The organism is Flagellimonas hadalis (assembly GCF_007785775.2).
In the GTDB taxonomy this organism is placed as follows: Bacteria; Bacteroidota; Bacteroidia; order Flavobacteriales; family Flavobacteriaceae; genus Flagellimonas; species Flagellimonas hadalis.
Genome location: NZ_VNIK02000013.1, coordinates 38,947 through 56,958 on the forward strand (window position 1 = coordinate 38,947; position 18,012 = coordinate 56,958).

An 18,012-nucleotide genomic window follows, 5' to 3' on the forward strand; every position below is an offset into this window, starting at 1 on the left:
CAAACCTTAACAAACCAAACAAGCGCAATTACTCCCCAATAAACGCATTCAGCCTTTCCCAGAGCAGATTGTCAAAACTGGAGGGGCCCAATTGGTTTTCCCCCGCATCGTCCCCCAATCGCACGATCATCAAGTTTTCACTGGGCACTAAGTAGAGTTTTTGGTCAAAGGCACCCAATCCTGCAATAAGGTCGTCAGGGGCATCGGGGAACAGTTCCCCCTCAAAAGTGGTTTCCGAACCCGGGGCCTTGTGCTGGCTCTTCCCGTTCAACCACCATAAATACCCGTACGAAGGGTTCAGGTTTTGGGAGGTGGTCGTCATTTCGGTAAAATAGGTCTTGTCCGATAAGATCTCGGTGTCGTCCCATGTGCCCTGGTTCAAACAAAGTAGTCCAAACCGGGCCATGCTCCGCGTATTGCTGAAGAAAAGGTTGTTGTAGCCCACCGTGATCCAATTGCCCTGCATCCCGATTCTGTCCCGTATTTTTTGATAGGAATAGGTTTTGAAATCCGTGCCGGTTGCGCTGGTCACGATTTGATCCAGTATCGTATAGGCGGCATTGTGATAATACCAATAGGTGCCCGGTTCATTTTTGTACAGCAGACATTCCTTATCGTAGCAAAAAGGATCGTCCACGGTATAGTCCAACCCTGTGGTCATGGTCAAATGGTGGCGCACGCTGATATTGGCCTCCTGTTCCGGGGTGAGCATGGACCATCCTTCGCCCAAATAGTCCATGGAGGAATCCCCAATGGACAAAAATCCTTCCTCTTGGGCAATGCCGACCGTCATGGCCGTCAAGGTTTTTCCGGCGGAGTTCCATGAATGGTTGTCCCCTGCGGTGAAATCGCCAAAATACCATTCCACCACAATTTTGCCATCTTTCAGGATGATGAAGCCATCCGTGCCTTTTTCCTCCAACAGATCGTAAAGGGCCTGTTCGGCAGTGGTGTCCCATCCCAAATCGTTCGGAGAGGTAGTTTCCCATTCCGCGGAACCCACAGGAGGGAAATACAGTTCTCCCGTTTCGGGATCAGGGATATTGTCGTCATCTCCCGGGCCATCGTCCGAAGAACAACTGAAAACCAAAACTAGACAAAGCAGAAGAAAGGGATGTGTAAATCGTTTCATGACCATCGAATTTGGACGTTAGACCTCCGTTGGGGCCAATGGTTTAACGCCATAACAGCAAAATTATGCAGGCAAATCGATGTAATGCGCTGTGTTGTTGTATTTTTGCACTCCATTTATAGCAACTATGCGGACAAAATCGCTCAAGAAGAACAAAATCAATGTGGTGACACTGGGTTGTAGCAAAAATGTCTATGACTCCGAAGTGTTGATGGGACAGCTACGTGCCAACAACAAAGAGGTCGCCCATGAAGAGGAGGGCAATGTGGTGGTGATCAACACCTGTGGTTTCATTGCCAATGCGAAGGAGGAGAGCGTGAACACCATTTTGGAATATGTGCAGAAGAAGGAAGAGGGCCTCGTGGACAAGGTTTTTGTGACCGGCTGTCTCAGCGAGCGCTACAAGCCAGATCTGCAACGGGAAATTCCCAATGTGGACGAGTATTTTGGTACGAGCGACCTGCCCAACCTGCTCAAAGCACTTGGGGCGGACTACAAACATGAGCTGATTGGTGAACGGTTGACCACCACACCAAAGAACTATGCCTACCTGAAAATTGCCGAAGGTTGCGACCGTCCCTGTTCGTTCTGTGCCATTCCCCTCATGCGGGGCAAGCACAAGAGCAAACCCATAGCAGAATTGGTGGCCGAGTCGGAAAAATTGGCGGCCAAAGGCGTGAAAGAACTTATTTTGATCGCCCAAGATCTTACGTATTACGGGCTGGACCTGTACAAAAAACGGAACTTGGGCGAACTGCTCCAAGCCTTGGTCAAGGTGGAGGGCATTGAGTGGATCCGTTTGCATTATGCCTTCCCGACAGGTTTTCCCATGGATGTGTTGGAGGTGATGCGCGAAGAGCCCAAGATCTGCAATTATATCGATATCCCATTGCAACATATTTCAGATGCCATACTTAAAAGTATGAGGAGGGGCACCACTCAGGCCAAGACCACCAAATTGTTGCAGGACTTTAGGGCAGCCGTCCCCGATATGGCCATCAGGACCACGTTGATCGTGGGTTATCCCGGGGAGACCGAGCAAGATTTTGAGACCCTACGGGATTGGGTCAAGGAAATGCGTTTTGAGCGTTTGGGATGTTTCACCTACAGCCATGAGGAGAACACCCATGCCTACTCCTTGGAGGATGATGTGCCCGAAGAGGTGAAACAACAGCGTGCCAATGAGATCATGGAAATCCAATCGCAGATTTCATGGGAGCTGAACCAAGAGAAGATCGGAAAGAAGTTCCAGTGCATCATCGATAGAAAGGAAGGCAACCATTTTGTGGGACGCACGGAATTTGATTCCCCCGATGTGGACAACGAGGTGCTTATCGATGCTACCAAGCATTACGTGAAAATTGGGGACTTTACTACCATCGAGATCATCGATGCTTCAGATTTTGATCTGTATGGGGTTCCCGTACAACTGTCCTAGAATTTCAACGTTTCCGTTGTAGCTCATAGTGATACAATTCCCTGCCCAATTGGGCCAAGAAGGGAATGCCCACCTCGTCATAGTCGTAGGCATCATCATTGAAGATGCCATCACTGTTCACTAATAGGGTGGCAGTTATCATAAAATCCACCCTGTTCTGTGTATCTTGGATATAGGCGCAATCGGTCAAAGTACCATAGGCATAGCCCACCTTGTTATATATTTTGATGTGTTCCGGCATGGGATCCGTGGAATCGCCGAACATAAAGAATTTGACATAACTGTCATAAAATTCCTCCGGATCGTACCCCAATTTTGGAGGAAGGGTGTGCATGGCCTCCAACAAAAAATCACGCTGTTCCGTACTCAGGTTGAAACGTTGGTTTTCGGCAAATGCCTCGGGGAAAATGACCCGCTTGAGCAGGGCATGCTGTGCTTGTATTGGATAATGGTTTTTCAGAGAAAAATCAAAAGGTTCGGTTTGCAGGGAATCATCGGCATAAAACCCCTTTCCCTTTTTGATGCCATTCAGCGCTAAGGGCTTGGCGGAAGTGTTGATGATGGGTTTGCTCACGGCGGTTGTGGAATCGTTCAGGTAGATCACCAAAGGTGTGGTGGTAACATCGTCCGCATTGGGGGCAGACAGTCTATGGGCTATACGGATGGGTTCCACGCCCCTTCTACGCATGCGTTGGTTGAGGTCGTTCTGCCCCAAAAATTCGATCAACCTATTGTTGGCGGCATTGTCCGACACGGCAAATATTTCCGAAATGGCCTTGGCAAAAGTGGTTTCCACGGAATCCCCCTCGATATAGAAGCGGGTATACATATCCAACGAATCCACTTCGTTGAGTTTTTCCAAAGTGGCCACGGCAGCAGGAAACTTGACCGTGCTGGCCGGATAGAAATAATTTTCAGGGTTTACCTGAAAATCATGGTCCGTGAAGAAAATACTATCGTTCCTCCGGTCGATTTGCGTGTAGCGGATCTGGACCTCGTGAGCGTCAATATTTTCCATCACCTGCCTGATGTATGGGTTCTCCGAGGCAAGCGCCTTTTCCAGCGGTTCAATTGGCTTGGTCTCCGAACAGGAAGTTCCAAGTGCCATCAACCCAAAAAGCATGCATCTGGTCCACATGGTGTATTGTTTTACAGTTCGCCCGAATAGATCTGGCCACGATGGGGCTTAAGGATATCCTTGACCTCCTTCAGTTCAAACTCGGCCACTACCAAAAAGGCAATGCTGTGGGTGGGTCCAAAGTGCTCCACTCCACTGAGGTCGTATTTCAGTTCCTCCACAGTGACGAATTCTTCCAGGTGTTTTCTGTAGTGTTCTGCAGTCCTAGCTGCACCGGGCCCCCTAAAGTCCCAGATCATCTTGATTTTTCGGTCCAAAATTTTTTCCATTTCCTTATTATTGGTCCAATACGGATATTCCCTTTTCGGCAAAGTTCTTAAAATCTTCCATGTATTTCAAGGATTGTTTTTTGAATGCGCCCGGCATAAGCAATCCCATGAGTTTCATGCCAAAACCTGAAAATTGGAATTCGGATTCCGAGATCCATCGCGTCTTCCCATTTTCTTCCCTGAAATAATTTTTTTGGATGTTGTGTACGCCCTTGGTGTCGTAAGTGGTGTGCATTTCTTCGGGAAGTTTGCGCTTGATGATGGTCTCAACCATTTCCATCTTGCGTTTGCCCATTTGGTAACTCAGGCTCATCCGGGAGCCTTCCTGACCAGGGGTTTGGGACAACTGTTCGTAGGCCATAAGGCCCCGTTGCCAATGTTTCATGTTCTCGGGGTCGTCCATTTTTTGGATGAATTCGGCCCGGGGAAGGTCAACGACAATTTCGTTGCTGTACTTCATTTTTGTTTGGTTTTGCACTAATGTAACAATTTCTGGGTTGGCACTGCCTACTAAAAATCTGTTAATGAGAAAGGAACCTGCTTGTAAGGGATCGTGTAATTGTTATTTTTGCGAAATGCTTATGCTCCAAAAAAACGACCTGTTCTTGCTTTGTGCAGCTTTTGCACTACTGTTTTCTTCCTGCGATTCCTTGTTCAATGATGAGGAGGAGAAAGAACCATTGGCAAGGGTAGGCGATACCTACCTATATAAAGAGGACATTGCCACGCTCATTCCAGATGATATGTCCAAACAGGACAGCACCTTGTTCGTGACCAATTATATCAACAATTGGGCCTCCAAACAGTTGTTCCTGACCAAGTCGAAGATCAACCTGCCCGAAGGGAAACTGGCCGAATTTGACCGATTGGTGTCCGATTATCGCGCCGACCTCTATACCAGGGCCTACATCGAGGCCTTAGTGCTACAGGCACAGGACACGGCTGTGACCAAAGGTCAATTGCGACAGTATTACGAACAGGAAAAGGAGAACTTCAAATTGAACGAAAAGCTGGTACAATTGCGATTTGTGGGCATGCCGGCCCAGTTTTTGGACAAGGATGGGGTAAAGGCCAGGATCAGGAGTTGGAAGGACGAAGACAAAAGATATTTGGATTCCATAGCGGTACAGTTCAAGAAGATACATTTCAACGATTCTGTTTGGGTAAGTGCCTCCAGGGTCATAGAGGAAATTCCGCCGCTTACAGCGATGAACGAGGCCTCGCACTTAAAAAAATCACAATTTTTTGAGTTGCAAGATTCATTAGGGGTATATTTGGGCGTGATCAATAACATGCTGGAAGTCAATGACACAGCACCATTTGAGTATGTGGAACCGGATATCAGGCAACTGATCCTGAACCGCAGACGTTTGAATTATGTGAAGAAACTGGAAACCGAGATTATAGATGAAGCCATTAAGAAGAAAGAATTTGAGGTTTATGACAAAGAATAACAAAACACTTTTCGGCCTAGCGTTCCTTGCGCTGTTCGGTTTTGCGAACGCCCAGGAAAACGATGAGGCCCTAAGGGTAGAGCCTGACACGACCACTTCCGTCAACAAGACAAAACTGGACGGGATTGCCGCAGTGATCGGCGACTATGTGATCTTGGAATCGGACATTGACAAAACACTGATTGACCTTCAAAGTCAAGGTGCTTCCACGGAAGACATTACCCGTTGCGGCCTTTTGGGCAAGCTCATGGAGGACAGACTCTATGCACACCAAGCCGTACAGGACAGTTTGCTCGTCTCCGATGAGCAGGTAAATGCACAGAGCGATAGACAGATCCAGCAATTGGTGGCCCAAGTGGGCTCCATGGAAAAGGTCTTGAAGTTCTACAAAAAAGCAGATGTGGAAAGTTTCCGTGCCGAACTCTTCGAGATCAACAAGCTTCGTATGCTTTCCGAAAAGATGCAGAGCAGCATCGTGGAAAAAATCGAGGTGACCCCAGAAGAGGTTCGCCAGTTTTTCAATAAGATCCCGGAAGATGAAAGACCGGTTTTTGGGGCCGAGTTGGAAATCGCCCAAATCGTGAAGCAACCTGTGGCGCCAGAGGAAGAGAAACAAAAGGTTATCAACCAATTGAAGGAGATCAGGCAGGATGTGTTGGACAATGGTGCCAGTTTCAATGTAAAGGCAATTCTATATTCACAAGATCCTGGCTCCAAATCCAGAGGAGGATTGTACACCATGACCAAGGAGACCCAATTTGTCAAGGAATTCAAGGATGTTGCCTTCAGTCTTCGCGAAGGGGAGATATCCGAACCCTTTGAGAGTACGTTTGGGTACCATATCATTTTTGTGGAAAAAGTAAGGGGACAGGAAAGGGATATTCGCCATATCCTCATGATCCCAGAGATTCCAAAAGCCTCTGTGGACAAGGCGGTACAGGAATTGGATTCTATCAGAAAGCATATTTTGGACGGCAAATATACCTTTGCGGATGCCGCATTGAATTTTTCGGATGAAAAGGAGACCAAATTTGACGGAGGACTGCTTCGCAACCCGATCAATTTTGATTCCCGTTTTGAACTCACCAAGATGGACCCCACGCTCTACAACCAGGTCCGTAACCTAAAGGATGAGGAAATTTCCAGACCGGTACGGGAAGATGACCCAAGGGGAGGGGCACCCAAGTTCAAGATCATGAAGATTTCCAACCGATATGATGAGCACAAGGCAGATTTTGCAAAAGATTATATCAAAATACAGGAACTGGCCCTTAGGGAAAAACAGTTGAAGGCCATCAAAAAGTGGATGGACGAGCATATTGAGGATACCTACATCCATGTGAATGTGGACAACAAGGGCTGCGATTTTGCAAACAACTGGGTAAAGGAATAGGTGCATGTCGGACGTAGTTGCAGTTGAAAATCTCGTAAAGAAGCACCAAGCCCTAAAAAAAGAGATTGCCAAGGTCATTGTGGGCCAGGATAAGGTGATCGAGCAGATACTATTGTCCATTTATACCGGGGGGCATTCGCTTTTGATCGGTGTTCCGGGCTTGGCAAAGACCTTGATGGTCAACACCATTGCCCAGACCTTGGGATTGGATTTCAAACGGATACAGTTTACCCCGGACCTCATGCCCAGCGATATATTGGGAAGCGAGGTATTGGACCAGAACCGTAACTTCAAGTTCATCATGGGACCTGTTTTTGGGAACATCATCTTGGCGGATGAGATCAACAGGACCCCACCTAAGACCCAGGCCGCTCTTTTGGAGGCCATGCAGGAAAGGGCCGTCACCATCGCTGGAAAACAATACAAGCTCAACAGGCCATACTTTGTGTTGGCCACGCAAAACCCCATCGAACAGGAAGGGACCTATCCCTTGCCGGAGGCACAATTGGACCGGTTCATGTTCGCCATCGAGTTGAAATATCCCTCCATTGAAGAAGAGATCCAAGTGGTCAAATCCACCACATCGGACGAAGAGGTGCAACTGAGCACCCTTTTTGATGCGGACGAGATCATTGCCGTGCAGCATTTGATAAGGCGCATTCCCATACCCGACAATGTGGTCGACTATGCCGTGAGGCTTGTCAATAGGACCCGGCCAGGTCAGGAAGGGTCATTGGATTTTGTCAACAATTATGTGGATTGGGGAGCTGGGCCAAGAGCGTCCCAGAACTTGGTGTTGGCGGCAAAGGCACACGCGGTCATCCACGGGAAGTTTTCCCCGGACATCGAGGACATCAAGGCCGTGTCCACAGGAATCCTTCGTCATAGGATCCTAAAAAACTACAAGGCGGAGGCCGAAGGCATTTCTGAGGAGAAAATAATCTCGGAATTGTTATAGATATCAAATCTTCACCATTTATTTAGGTCGATTCTAATTCCGAAATACCCTGTATTTTAGTAAATTTACCAAATTACTAAAATCTTAAAAATCGATTGTAGAATGGCATTTGATATTGATATGATTAAGGGTGTCTACGCTTCCATGGGGGAACGCGTGGAAAAGGCCCGTGAATTGGTTGGTAAACCGTTGACTTTATCGGAGAAAATATTATACTCACATTTATGGGACGGGACACCCACCAAAGAATTTATCAGAGGGAAGGATTATGTTGATTTTGCGCCGGACAGGGTAGCCTGTCAGGATGCGACCGCTCAAATGGCATTGCTACAGTTCATGCATGCTGGGAAGCCTAAAGTTGCCGTACCGACCACCGTACACTGCGATCACTTGATCCAGGCAAAAGTAGGTGCCGAGGCCGATTTGAAAAGGGCCAACCAGACCAGTAACGAGGTTTTTGATTTCTTGGAGTCTGTGTCGAACAAATATGGGATCGGGTTCTGGAAACCCGGTGCGGGGATCATTCACCAAGTGGTTTTGGAAAACTACGCATTCCCAGGAGGGATGATGATCGGGACCGATTCCCATACCGTGAACGCTGGTGGTCTTGGAATGGTGGCCATCGGAGTAGGTGGGGCAGATGCCGTGGATGTAATGTCAGGCATGGCATGGGAATTGAAATTCCCCAAACTCATCGGTGTGAAGTTGACCGGTAAACTTTCCGGCTGGACCGCACCCAAAGATGTGATCTTGAAAGTGGCCGATATCCTTACCGTAAAAGGAGGAACTGGGGCCATCATCGAATATTTTGGCGAAGGGGCAACTTCCATGTCCTGTACCGGAAAAGGTACCATTTGTAACATGGGTGCCGAGGTGGGTGCCACTACTTCCACCTTCGGCTATGATGAATCCATGGACCGTTACCTAAGGGCCACAAACCGTGCCGATGTTGCCGATGCCGCCTTGGCGGTAAAACAGCATTTGACCGCAGACCCTGAGGTGTATGCCAATCCGGAAAACTATTTTGACCAAGTGATCGAGATTGACCTGGACACTTTGGAACCCCATTTGAACGGACCTTTTACCCCGGATTTGGCCACTCCTATTTCCAAAATGGGCGAAGCAGCCAAGAAAAATGATTGGCCATTGAACGTTGAGGTAGGATTGATCGGGTCTTGTACCAACTCATCCTACGAAGATATTTCAAGAGCGGCCTCTTTGGCCAAACAAGTGGCCGACAAGAATTTGAAGACCAAGTCCCAGTTCACCATCACCCCTGGTTCCGAACAGGTCCGTTTCACCATTGAGCGTGATGGATTTATCGATACATTCAATAATATTGGTGCCACCGTATTTGCCAATGCCTGTGGACCTTGTATAGGGATGTGGGACCGTTATGGCGATAAAGCCGCCGATGGACCCCGAAATACCATCGTTCACTCTTTCAACAGGAACTTTGCGAAAAGAGCCGATGGAAACCCCAATACCTTGGCCTTTGTAGGCTCACCCGAACTGGTCACGGCCATTGCCATTGCCGGTAGGTTGGATTTCAATCCAGTGACCGACAAGTTGATCAACGAGGACGGGGAAGAGGTGATGTTGGACGAACCAAGAGGATATGAACTTCCTCCAGAGGGCTTTGCTGTTGAAGATGCAGGCTACATCGCCCCTAAGGAAGATGGTAGCAGCGTTGAGGTGAAAGTTGCCCCAGATTCTGAGCGTTTGCAGCTTTTGGATCCTTTTGAGCCCATCACCCCCGCAAGTCTCAAGGGAATGAAACTGTTGATCAAGGCCTTTGGCAAATGTACCACCGACCACATTTCCATGGCAGGACCATGGTTACGCTTCAGGGGGCATTTGGACAACATTGCCAACAATACGCTTATCGGTGCGGTGAACGCATTCAACAAAAAGACCAATTTTGTCAAGAACCAATTGACAGGTGAATATGGAGGCGTTCCCGATACCCAGCGTGCCTACAAAAAGGCAGGGATCAAGACCCTGGTCGTGGGAGACCACAACTATGGGGAGGGATCATCGAGGGAGCATGCCGCCATGCAACCAAGACATTTGGGCGTTGCAGCCGTTTTGGTGAAATCCTTTGCCAGGATCCACGAGACCAACCTGAAAAAGCAGGGAATGTTGGCCTTGACCTTTGCCAAGGAAAGTGATTATGATCTGATACAAGAAGACGATACCTTCAATTTCTTGGACATTGACCAATTCGCTCCTGACAAACCATTGACCATTGAAGTGGTCCATGCCGATGGCAGCAAGGACACCATCATTGCGAACCATTCCTATAATAATGCACAGATCAAGTGGTTCAATGAAGGTTCAGCACTTAATTTGATCAAAAAAGAGAATGCTTAATTCTTTTTGAGATAATTCAAGAAAACTCCTGATATTGCCAAAGTATCAGGAGTTTTAATTTTATATCCTAACTAAATGAAGATCAGTAAAAAGACCGTCCTCAACATTATATTGATTCTTGTTGTGCTCTCTTTTTTTGTTACCCCAATGGGACATTATGGCAAAATTTTGCTCAACCGGATGTTTTCCTTTTCCCCACCAGTGATCGAACAAGCCGAAAGAAAACAGATCACCGATTACGATTGGAGGTTGAAGGATGCCGATTGGAATTTTTTCAATTTTGAAAGGTCGAAGGGGAATGTGGTCTTCATCAATCTCTGGGCCTCTTGGAAACTCCCTTCGGAAGCCGAACTTGCCAGTGTACAGGAACTCTATGACAAGTATAAAGGCAAGATGGATTTCTACATCATTACCAACGAGAACAGGCCTCCCGTGGAAGAATTTATGGAAAAGCACGGGTTCACCTTTCCCGTGACCTACTTGATCATTGGGGACAAGATGCCCATAGATCCCAGCCAAGTGCCTTCTTCTTATTTGATTGACAAGTCGGGGAACATTGTGATTTACGAGAAAGGAATCTCGGATTGGAGTACCAAAAAGGTATACAAGTTATTGGATGGATTGATTGCGGAATAACCAGACATGAAACTTTCCAAGGAACAGATCAACAATGTGATATGGATATTGGTCCTAGTACTCATCCTGTTTACCCCTTTGGGGTTCCATCTTCGGGTGTGGGCCAATAAGGTGATTGCAGCGACTATGAGTGCGGATGTCGTAGAAGATGATGAGCAGATCACGCTCGAAGATTACCATTGGAACTTGGTGGATCTTGAAGGCAAGCGAACCGATTTTCAGTCTGTAAAAGGAAAAGTGGCTGTAGTGAATGTTTGGGCGACCTGGTGTCCGCCCTGTGTTGCAGAGCTCCCCAGTTTTGTGGAGTTATATGCTGATTATAAAGACAAGGTGATCTTTGCCTTTGTGGCCAATGATGAAAAGACCAAGGTGGAAACATTTCTGGAGAAAAAAGGATATGCACTTCCCGTGTATTTTCAGGCATCCGAAGCGCCACAAGAATTGATGGGAAGTACCATTCCAGTTACTTACATCATCAGCAAATCGGGCAAAATCGTGGTGGATGAAGAGGGTGCGGCCAACTGGAATTCCGAACGGATCCGTAGGCTGTTGGACGAGCTGATCGCCGAATAAGCTATTGCTTTTTAAAGTATTTGAAGGGGACCACCAGCATCCCAAAGCATTCCCCATCTTCCTTGCCCAAGTGTTTGTGGTGCATTTTGTGTGCCCTTCTTACCCCTCTTGCATACCAATTGTTGGCATTCCTGAGGAATTTGAACCGTTGGTGGATAAAGATATCGTGCACCATAAAATAGGCAATACCATAGGCCAAGATGCCAAATCCCAATGGCCAGCCATACCAGAACGAAGTGGAGCTGCCCAAGTAAAACAAAGTGATGCTCACCGCGGCATAGAAGAGAAAAAAGGCATCGTTTCGTTCAAACCAGGAATCGTGGTCCTTTTTGTGATGGTCTTTATGAAGGCTCCACAAAAAACCGTGCATCACATATTTGTGGGTGAACCACGCCATGAACTCCATAAAACTGAAGGTTGCCAAAAAAATGAGTATCCAGAGCGCTATCTTCATTGTATCATTTGCAGTTTATAATTGAGGTATGAATGCGCCAATAGGCCAAATTTTTGATAGTTGGGCACTCGGATGCGTGAGTTCTTGATTTCCAGTGGGGGAGTGCCCTGTAGTTTTTGGAGCAGTTTTTTGTAGTATCGATAGGCTGTATAAACGCCAAATTTGGCCTGTTCAGGCAATTTGGTAATACCGGAATAGCCGAGGGCAAAATCTGCCTTGATCTCGTTCACGATGCGTTTTTTGGATTGCTCATCCAATTCCAATAAGTTGGTGTTGGGGAAATAGGTGCGGTTCAGGTCTTCATAGTCGGCTTTCAGGTCCCGCAGAAAGTTCACTTTTTGGAAAGCGGACCCCAGGGCCATCGCAGATTCCTTGAGTTCTTCATATTTTTCCTTGTCCCCGTTCACAAAGACGCAAAGACACATCAGACCTACCACATCTGCGGAACCATAGATATACTTTCGATATTCGTCAAAAGTCTCATATGTTTTTTTTGTGAGGTCCATGCGCATGCTCTCCATGAAGGACTCTATCAAGTGATGGGGAATATCGTATTTGTGATAGGTATGTTGAAAGGAGTTCAGGATCGGGTTGAGGCTGATCTTGTTCTGGATAGCTTCTTCCATATCCTTTTCAAAGGCATTGAATAGCTTCTCCTTGTCGTAGTCGTGGAAGGTATCCACAATTTCGTCCGCAAACCTTACAAATCCATAAATGTTGTAGATATCCGAACGGATGGAGGGCGCCAGCATTTTGGTGGCCAGTGCAAAAGAGGTGCTGTAGGATTTCGTCACAATTTTGCTACAGTGGTACGAGACATCATCAAAAATAGTTTTCATTTTTTTACATCTTTAGTGATTAGATCGGCCACCAATTTTCCAGAGATCAAGGATGGCGGTACCCCTGGTCCCGGCACGGTGAGCTGACCGGTAAAGAACAGGTTCTTTACCTTACTACTTTTGAGGTTAGGTCTTAAAAAAGCGGTCTGCTTCAATGTATTTGCCAAGCCATATGCGTTTCCTTTATAGGAATTGTACTGCTCCACAAAATCATTTACACAGAAACTCTGCTTAAATATAATGGTATTTTTTATCTGTTGGTGGGTCAATTGTTGAAAACGATCCATCACAATGTCAAAATATTGCTCCCTCAACTCGGGTGTGTCCTCCAACCCGGGAGCGATCGGAACCAAGAAAAATCCGGTTTCACAACCTTCGGGTGCCATGGATGCATCGGTCACCGAGGGGAAATTGGCATAGAACAAGGGATTACTGGGCCATTGGGGATCATCGTAGATTTCCTGTGCATGCCTTTCAAAATCGGTGTCAAAGAAAAGGTTGTGGTGCTCTATGTTTTTCAACTTTTGGTTGAAACCGATATAGAACAACAGGGAGGAAGGGGCGTAGGTCTTTTTTGCCCAATATTCCTCGGAGTATTGCCTGTATTTTTTGTCCAGCAAGGTTTCGGAATGATGGTAGTCCGCACCACTGACCACATCATCTGCCAGATGGTTTTTTCCTAGGCTACGGATACCGATGACTTCCCCATCGGCCACCAAAATGTGGCTGACCGGACTGCTGGTATGGATTTTGACCCCCAGTTCCTCCGCCAAGCTTTTCATGGCCTTGATGATTTCGTACATGCCCCCTTTGGGATGCCATGTGCCCAGACCGAAATCGGCAAAGTTCATAAAATTATAAAAAGAAGGGGTATTGCTCGGTTTAGCACCCAAAAAAAGGACGGGAAACTCCAACGTGGAAACGAGCTTTTGGTTTTTGAACCTTTTTCTGACCTCTTGGCTGATGGTCTTGAAAAACTGGTCCACCCGGAGCACTGTTTCCTTGGTGACCAGTTCCAGTGGCGAGAGGCCGGGCCTCAGCACCACCTTGTTGATGGCAATGTTATAATTCTCTTGGGCCTGACCGATAAATTGCCGTAGAGGGCCACTGCTTCCGGGCTCAATGCGTTCAAATTCCTCACAAATGGTTTCCATGCAGTCCCCAATGGTAAGGATATCGTCCTCAAAAAATATCTTGTAGGCTGGGTTCAATTTGTCCAATTGGTAGTAATCGGCAGTGGTCTTTCCGAAATCGGCGAAGAACTTGTCAAAAATATCGGGCATCCAATACCAACTGGGACCTATGTCAAAAGTAAAGCCGTCCTTCACCAACTGTCTGGCCCTTCCCCCTACGGTGTCGTTTTTTTCAAAGATTTCCACCTCAAATCCGGCCTTGGCCAAATAACAGGAAGCGGACAGTGAAGAAAAACCGGAACCTATGACAATTGCTTTTCTCATACAGGTTCCAGGAATTCTACAAGGTGTTCAATGGAGTTGAACAATTTTACGGTATCGGGAAGCCCCTCTTTGTTGATATGTTGTATCTGGTGCCCCAACGCATAAAGTTTGGAGTCTGGGGACATTTCCAGGACTTCGTTGAACCTTTTCAAGTAATCGTTCAGGTCTTGCTGGGTCGGAGCTACGGTGAAGTAGGATATAAAACGGATGTTGTTGTAATACTTGAGCAGGTCCACCAAATTTTCAATGGGCATGGTCTGGCCCAGATAAATCGTTTTGTAGCCCCGTAATGCAATCTGATAGTTGATGTACAACAATCCTATTTCATGGATTTCATTTTCGGGGAGGAATAACACATACACCTTGTCCTTTCTTGTGGGCTCCTCAATTTGGAGCTGCTCGGTGTGGATATAGATTTTCTGCTTTATCAGGTTGGAAATGAAGTGCTCATGTGCCGGACTGATGGTATTCGTCTGCCACAGAAGCCCCAACTCGTTCAGAAGGGGAATGAATACCTTATTGAAGATATCGGTAAAGGTCCTGCCTTCCATCAAATTGTTGTAAGTCTTCAGGAAAAGGGACTGGTCAAAGTTGAGCATGGCCAGTTTGAGGGAATTGAGCGCATGGCTCTTCTCACTGTTCTTGGCCACAATTTCCTTGACCAGGGCAGGAATTTTGGAATCTTCCAGTTTGGCGATCTTGGATATTTTATAGCCGTTGTTGTAAAGTAGGGTAACGTTCAACAGTTTTTGCAAACTGGCAAGGCTATAGGTCCTGATATTGGTATCAGTCCTTTCCGGGTCAAAAAGATTGTACCTTTTTTCCCAGATACGGATGGTATGGGCCTTTATGCCGGAAAGGTTCTCCATATCCCGAATACTGAAAGAGTTTTTTACGCTGTTCATACTTTTAAAGTAAACGTTAAACAAATTTACAATTAAAACAATGTCAACCTATTATTTTATCATAAATTTTGGATTGTCTATGCTGAACAGTGCATTTTTATAGTGTGAAGAGGATTACCTCTTGCCAATAAGGGACAAATAGATTTTGAATTCTTTGTTTACAGAAGGGAAAAGAATGAGCAGACCTATCATGTTGGGAAATACCAATGCCAAGATCATAGCGTCCGAAAATTTTATAACGGCATCCAAGGTTATGGCCGAACCAAGTACAGTGAACAGTAAAAAGATAATTTTATAAGTAAGGTCGATGACCTTACCCCTTCCAAAGAGATATTTCCATGCCTGCAATCCGTAGTAGGACCAGGACAGGATAGTACTGAAGGCGAACAGACACACGGCGACCATCAGGATCCATGAGGAACCGTTTATGGAATTTTCAAAAGCGAGGGAAGTTATGTTCACCCCTCCCAACCGGCTCCCATCACCCATCAGGGCCTGACCATCCACAACATTTCCATAGACAAAGGCACCGTCCATATTAAAGAGGATGATGACTATTGCGGTCATGGTGCAGACCAAAACGGTATCAATGAATGGCTCCAACAATCCTACCAATCCTTCAGAAGCAGGAAAAGAGGTGTTCACCGCTGAATGGGCAATGGCCGCCGAACCGGCACCGGCCTCGTTGGAGAAGGCGGCTCTTCTGAACCCTTGGATCATGACCCCCACAAATCCCCCTGAAATGGTGGCCGTTGGAGTAAATGCCTCCGAAACGATCAGCGCAAGGGCATCATCGACCCACTCAATTTTAGAAAAAATGATGAAAAGGGCCGCACCTACATACAGAATGGCCATGAACGGGACCACTTTTTCGGTGACCTTTGCTATCCGCTTGATACCACCTATGATTACGATTCCTGCCAGTATTGCAAAAACAAGGCCTATTATGCTCCCCGTAGCTTCCCCGGTCAGGCCAAAGCGTTCAATGATCTGTGCTGCCGCCTGATTGCTCTGAAAGGCATTGCCGCCACCAAAGGAGGCACCTACACATAGTATGGCAAAAAGGGTCGCCAAGAATTTGCCCAAGCGCGAAAACCCTCGTTGCTTCAATCCTCTTGATAGATAATACATAGGACCGCCAAATACATTTCCATTTTTGTCTATGTCCCGATGTTTTACCCCCAAAGTGCATTCCACAAACTTGGAAGACATACCGAGCAGCCCGGCCAATATCATCCAAAATGTGGCCCCAGGACCGCCTATGGAAATGGCAACGGCCACCATGGCTATGTTGCCCAGGCCCACAGTACCGGATACGGCCGTTGCCAGAGCTTGAAAATGGTTGACCTCTCCCGTAAGGCCCTCATCTTTGATGGTGTCCACCAAATCCCCATCGATTTCATACACATGGGGCTTAAGTTTTGGAGCGCTTTTTTCCAGTTCATCGTATTTTCCCCGCACCACCTGTATGGCCGTTGGAAAATGGCGGATGTTGACAAAACCAAAATACAAGGTGAAGAACAGGGCCCCCAATATCAGAATGATCAGGACGATAGGGATGCCATGCCCAAAAAATGGGATTTCGGCAAGAACCAGGTTTTCCCACCATACAGCAAAGGGCATAAAGGTTTCGTTGATTTTTTCATCCAATCCTTTATCGGGGCTGGATGCTAGGTTGATGAATGTTGGAAAGGATAATGTAGTGTACAGAAGCGATTTGCCCATGATCGAAAGTTTTCCTGAATTTCGATGCTATAGTTAAATTTCTCGGGCTTTGTCGGAACAGATTTCAAAATGTCAGTAAGTCAAAAACTGACAAATTGGGTTTAAGTCATTCATTTTCAATGCGAATATTCTCTTTTGGGACGAGCAACCGAATTTTTCGTTCCCTATTTTCCGACATTTCGAACAGGCTATTTTTTAAGGGGTCGTAGTGCTTGTCCTTGGTCCAGTTCTGTTTGCCAAAAAGCCCATCCAGCAAAGCTGTCATCAACCTTTTGAGTTCGTTGTGGTCATTGATGTCATAGTTTTTGGAAGTCTCAAAATTTTTGGGTTTTATTTCCAACCAACCATTTGTAGAATTTCGTTTCCGCTCAGCAAAAGTCCTGAACAATTTGTAAAGGGCTGGAGTCAGTGGAACGGTCCTGTCCTTGTTGCCTGGGAAACCAATCAAGGTAACGTTGGTCGTACTGCTGCTATTTTGCCTCTTATCTGTTTTTGCGAACAAAATTTGCAGCTGTTGGGGCTCGGGAATCACGGTTTCGGTGAGTTCTTTTACCCAGCTCAAGGCCAGGGCAAAGAAAAGCATGATCAATGATGTCTTAAAAATGGCCGAGAAGAGCAATAGGTTGACGGTATCATCCATCAGTTTGTATATCTGGGCCAAAAGCGTGATCATAATGGTGATCAATGCGAGCCAACCCAACAGGGGAAGTCGCCTTTTTGTAAAAGATTCCCACAGCACAAATCCCAGGAAAATTAAGGTCAAAAAAGCATAGACGACATCCAGTTCGTTGATTACGGATGCTTCACGGGCGAGGAACATTTTGAACAAAGTGGGAAAGAGGGCAAATGCAAAGGGAATTCCGATGATATATGGCCAAAACTTAGACTTGATCAAAGGGGCAAACGGTTTGGGCAAATATTTGAACCATGAAAGGGCCAACAGGATGAACAGGCTATTGGTCAATGAAAAAATACTCCTTAGCCCATCCTTGAAGTGAAGATGTGAACCATCATCGTTGAGGTATAGGATTTCCACAAGGCCCGAAAATGCCCAACAGAGCACGGAAAGTGCCAGCCAAACAGGCCCATAGTCTTTTTGTCTTTTACCTATATGGTACCAAATGGCCATCAATGAAAGAAATGCAAAAAGGCACACCGAAAGTTGCCACCAACCATAGAACATGGAAATCTCACTTGAAGAAACTGTTTCCATATCTTGGTATTTTGGATGGATGGCTATCAAATTAGACTGGTTCTGTTATGCTGAA

The 18,012-nt window shown here is 46.5% G+C and carries 17 protein-coding genes; 7 read left to right on the forward strand and 10 right to left on the reverse strand.

Features of this window, described 5'->3' with window-relative positions:
* Window positions 1-28: 28 nt before the first annotated feature.
* Complete coding sequence (locus tag FOT42_RS15480; RefSeq protein ID WP_151891428.1) at window positions 29-1,132, reverse strand: serine hydrolase domain-containing protein; 1,104 nt, start codon at window positions 1,130-1,132, stop codon at window positions 29-31.
* Window positions 1,133-1,259: 127 nt separating this feature from the next.
* Between FOT42_RS15480 and rimO the strand changes: the two genes are divergently transcribed.
* Window positions 1,260-2,570, forward strand: a complete 1,311-nt coding sequence (gene rimO / locus FOT42_RS15485) for a 30S ribosomal protein S12 methylthiotransferase RimO (protein WP_151891429.1) — start codon at window positions 1,260-1,262, stop codon at window positions 2,568-2,570.
* Window positions 2,571-2,574: 4 nt separating this feature from the next.
* Here the strand turns inward: rimO and FOT42_RS15490 are convergent, their stop codons facing one another.
* The 3 genes from FOT42_RS15490 to FOT42_RS15500 are packed head-to-tail and all read right to left on the reverse strand — an operon-like array spanning window position 2,575 to window position 4,437.
* Entirely contained in the window at window positions 2,575-3,708 is a 1,134-nt protein-coding gene (locus tag FOT42_RS15490) for a serine hydrolase (protein WP_151891430.1), read from the reverse strand.
* Between the two features lie 11 nt (window positions 3,709-3,719).
* Window positions 3,720-3,977 (reverse strand): hypothetical protein, encoded by a 258-nt coding sequence (locus tag FOT42_RS15495; protein WP_072879938.1) that lies wholly within the window; start codon window positions 3,975-3,977, stop codon window positions 3,720-3,722.
* A gap of 7 nt (window positions 3,978-3,984) precedes the next feature.
* A complete protein-coding gene (locus FOT42_RS15500; RefSeq protein ID WP_151891431.1) occupies window positions 3,985-4,437 on the reverse strand; it encodes an SRPBCC family protein in 453 nt (150 codons plus the stop codon).
* 121 nt (window positions 4,438-4,558) lie between these two features.
* Between FOT42_RS15500 and FOT42_RS15505 the strand changes: the two genes are divergently transcribed.
* From FOT42_RS15505 to FOT42_RS15530, 6 genes are all read left to right on the forward strand, one after another.
* On the forward strand, window positions 4,559-5,431 hold the full coding sequence (locus FOT42_RS15505; RefSeq protein ID WP_226789918.1) for a peptidyl-prolyl cis-trans isomerase: 873 nt from the start codon (window positions 4,559-4,561) through the stop codon (window positions 5,429-5,431).
* Window positions 5,418-6,824, forward strand: a complete 1,407-nt coding sequence (locus FOT42_RS15510) for a peptidylprolyl isomerase (RefSeq protein ID WP_151891433.1) — start codon at window positions 5,418-5,420, stop codon at window positions 6,822-6,824. Before FOT42_RS15505 ends, FOT42_RS15510 begins: the two co-directional genes overlap by 14 nt.
* A gap of 4 nt (window positions 6,825-6,828) precedes the next feature.
* Window positions 6,829-7,782, forward strand: coding sequence for an AAA family ATPase (locus FOT42_RS15515; protein WP_151891434.1), 954 nt, complete (start codon window positions 6,829-6,831; stop codon window positions 7,780-7,782).
* A gap of 102 nt (window positions 7,783-7,884) precedes the next feature.
* On the forward strand, window positions 7,885-10,155 hold the full coding sequence (locus tag FOT42_RS15520) for an aconitate hydratase (RefSeq protein WP_151891435.1): 2,271 nt from the start codon (window positions 7,885-7,887) through the stop codon (window positions 10,153-10,155).
* Between the two features lie 75 nt (window positions 10,156-10,230).
* Window positions 10,231-10,791, forward strand: coding sequence for a TlpA family protein disulfide reductase (locus FOT42_RS15525; protein ID WP_151891436.1), 561 nt, complete (start codon window positions 10,231-10,233; stop codon window positions 10,789-10,791).
* 6 nt (window positions 10,792-10,797) lie between these two features.
* Window positions 10,798-11,364 carry a TlpA family protein disulfide reductase gene (locus tag FOT42_RS15530; protein WP_151891437.1) on the forward strand — a complete coding sequence of 189 codons (567 nt, stop codon included), beginning with the start codon at window positions 10,798-10,800 and terminating at the stop codon, window positions 11,362-11,364.
* A 1-nt stretch (window position 11,365) separates the two neighbouring features.
* Here FOT42_RS15530 and FOT42_RS15535 read toward each other — a convergent pair whose 3' ends face one another.
* The 6 genes from FOT42_RS15535 to FOT42_RS15560 form a co-directional block, all read right to left on the reverse strand.
* Window positions 11,366-11,818 carry a sterol desaturase family protein gene (locus FOT42_RS15535; RefSeq protein WP_151891438.1) on the reverse strand — a complete coding sequence of 151 codons (453 nt, stop codon included), beginning with the start codon at window positions 11,816-11,818 and terminating at the stop codon, window positions 11,366-11,368.
* A complete protein-coding gene (locus FOT42_RS15540; RefSeq protein ID WP_151891439.1) occupies window positions 11,815-12,657 on the reverse strand; it encodes a phytoene/squalene synthase family protein in 843 nt (280 codons plus the stop codon). Before FOT42_RS15540 ends, FOT42_RS15535 begins: the two co-directional genes overlap by 4 nt.
* Complete coding sequence (locus tag FOT42_RS15545) at window positions 12,654-14,114, reverse strand: phytoene desaturase family protein (protein ID WP_151891440.1); 1,461 nt, start codon at window positions 14,112-14,114, stop codon at window positions 12,654-12,656. Before FOT42_RS15545 ends, FOT42_RS15540 begins: the two co-directional genes overlap by 4 nt.
* Complete coding sequence (locus FOT42_RS15550; protein ID WP_151891441.1) at window positions 14,111-15,019, reverse strand: MerR family transcriptional regulator; 909 nt, start codon at window positions 15,017-15,019, stop codon at window positions 14,111-14,113. Before FOT42_RS15550 ends, FOT42_RS15545 begins: the two co-directional genes overlap by 4 nt.
* 114 nt (window positions 15,020-15,133) lie before the next feature.
* The gene (locus FOT42_RS15555) at window positions 15,134-16,744 is read right to left on the reverse strand and encodes an alanine/glycine:cation symporter family protein (protein ID WP_151891442.1); all 1,611 of its coding nucleotides are present in this window, start codon (window positions 16,742-16,744) and stop codon (window positions 15,134-15,136) included.
* 106 nt (window positions 16,745-16,850) lie between these two features.
* The gene (locus FOT42_RS15560) at window positions 16,851-17,957 is read right to left on the reverse strand and encodes a UbiA prenyltransferase family protein (RefSeq protein ID WP_151891443.1); all 1,107 of its coding nucleotides are present in this window, start codon (window positions 17,955-17,957) and stop codon (window positions 16,851-16,853) included.
* Window positions 17,958-18,012 lie beyond the last annotated feature (55 nt).

Coding starts and splice junctions, on each gene's coding strand:
- FOT42_RS15480 (WP_151891428.1), bottom strand. CDS start 1,132: ATGAAACGATTTACACATCCCTTTCTTCTGCTTTGTCTAGTTTTGGTT.
- rimO (WP_151891429.1), top strand. CDS start 1,260: ATGCGGACAAAATCGCTCAAGAAGAACAAAATCAATGTGGTGACACTG.
- FOT42_RS15490 (WP_151891430.1), bottom strand. CDS start 3,708: ATGTGGACCAGATGCATGCTTTTTGGGTTGATGGCACTTGGAACTTCC.
- FOT42_RS15495 (WP_072879938.1), bottom strand. CDS start 3,977: ATGGAAAAAATTTTGGACCGAAAAATCAAGATGATCTGGGACTTTAGG.
- FOT42_RS15500 (WP_151891431.1), bottom strand. CDS start 4,437: ATGAAGTACAGCAACGAAATTGTCGTTGACCTTCCCCGGGCCGAATTC.
- FOT42_RS15505 (WP_226789918.1), top strand. CDS start 4,559: ATGCTCCAAAAAAACGACCTGTTCTTGCTTTGTGCAGCTTTTGCACTA.
- FOT42_RS15510 (WP_151891433.1), top strand. CDS start 5,418: ATGACAAAGAATAACAAAACACTTTTCGGCCTAGCGTTCCTTGCGCTG.
- FOT42_RS15515 (WP_151891434.1), top strand. CDS start 6,829: ATGTCGGACGTAGTTGCAGTTGAAAATCTCGTAAAGAAGCACCAAGCC.
- FOT42_RS15520 (WP_151891435.1), top strand. CDS start 7,885: ATGGCATTTGATATTGATATGATTAAGGGTGTCTACGCTTCCATGGGG.
- FOT42_RS15525 (WP_151891436.1), top strand. CDS start 10,231: ATGAAGATCAGTAAAAAGACCGTCCTCAACATTATATTGATTCTTGTT.
- FOT42_RS15530 (WP_151891437.1), top strand. CDS start 10,798: ATGAAACTTTCCAAGGAACAGATCAACAATGTGATATGGATATTGGTC.
- FOT42_RS15535 (WP_151891438.1), bottom strand. CDS start 11,818: ATGAAGATAGCGCTCTGGATACTCATTTTTTTGGCAACCTTCAGTTTT.
- FOT42_RS15540 (WP_151891439.1), bottom strand. CDS start 12,657: ATGAAAACTATTTTTGATGATGTCTCGTACCACTGTAGCAAAATTGTG.
- FOT42_RS15545 (WP_151891440.1), bottom strand. CDS start 14,114: ATGAGAAAAGCAATTGTCATAGGTTCCGGTTTTTCTTCACTGTCCGCT.
- FOT42_RS15550 (WP_151891441.1), bottom strand. CDS start 15,019: ATGAACAGCGTAAAAAACTCTTTCAGTATTCGGGATATGGAGAACCTT.
- FOT42_RS15555 (WP_151891442.1), bottom strand. CDS start 16,744: ATGGGCAAATCGCTTCTGTACACTACATTATCCTTTCCAACATTCATC.
- FOT42_RS15560 (WP_151891443.1), bottom strand. CDS start 17,957: ATGGAAACAGTTTCTTCAAGTGAGATTTCCATGTTCTATGGTTGGTGG.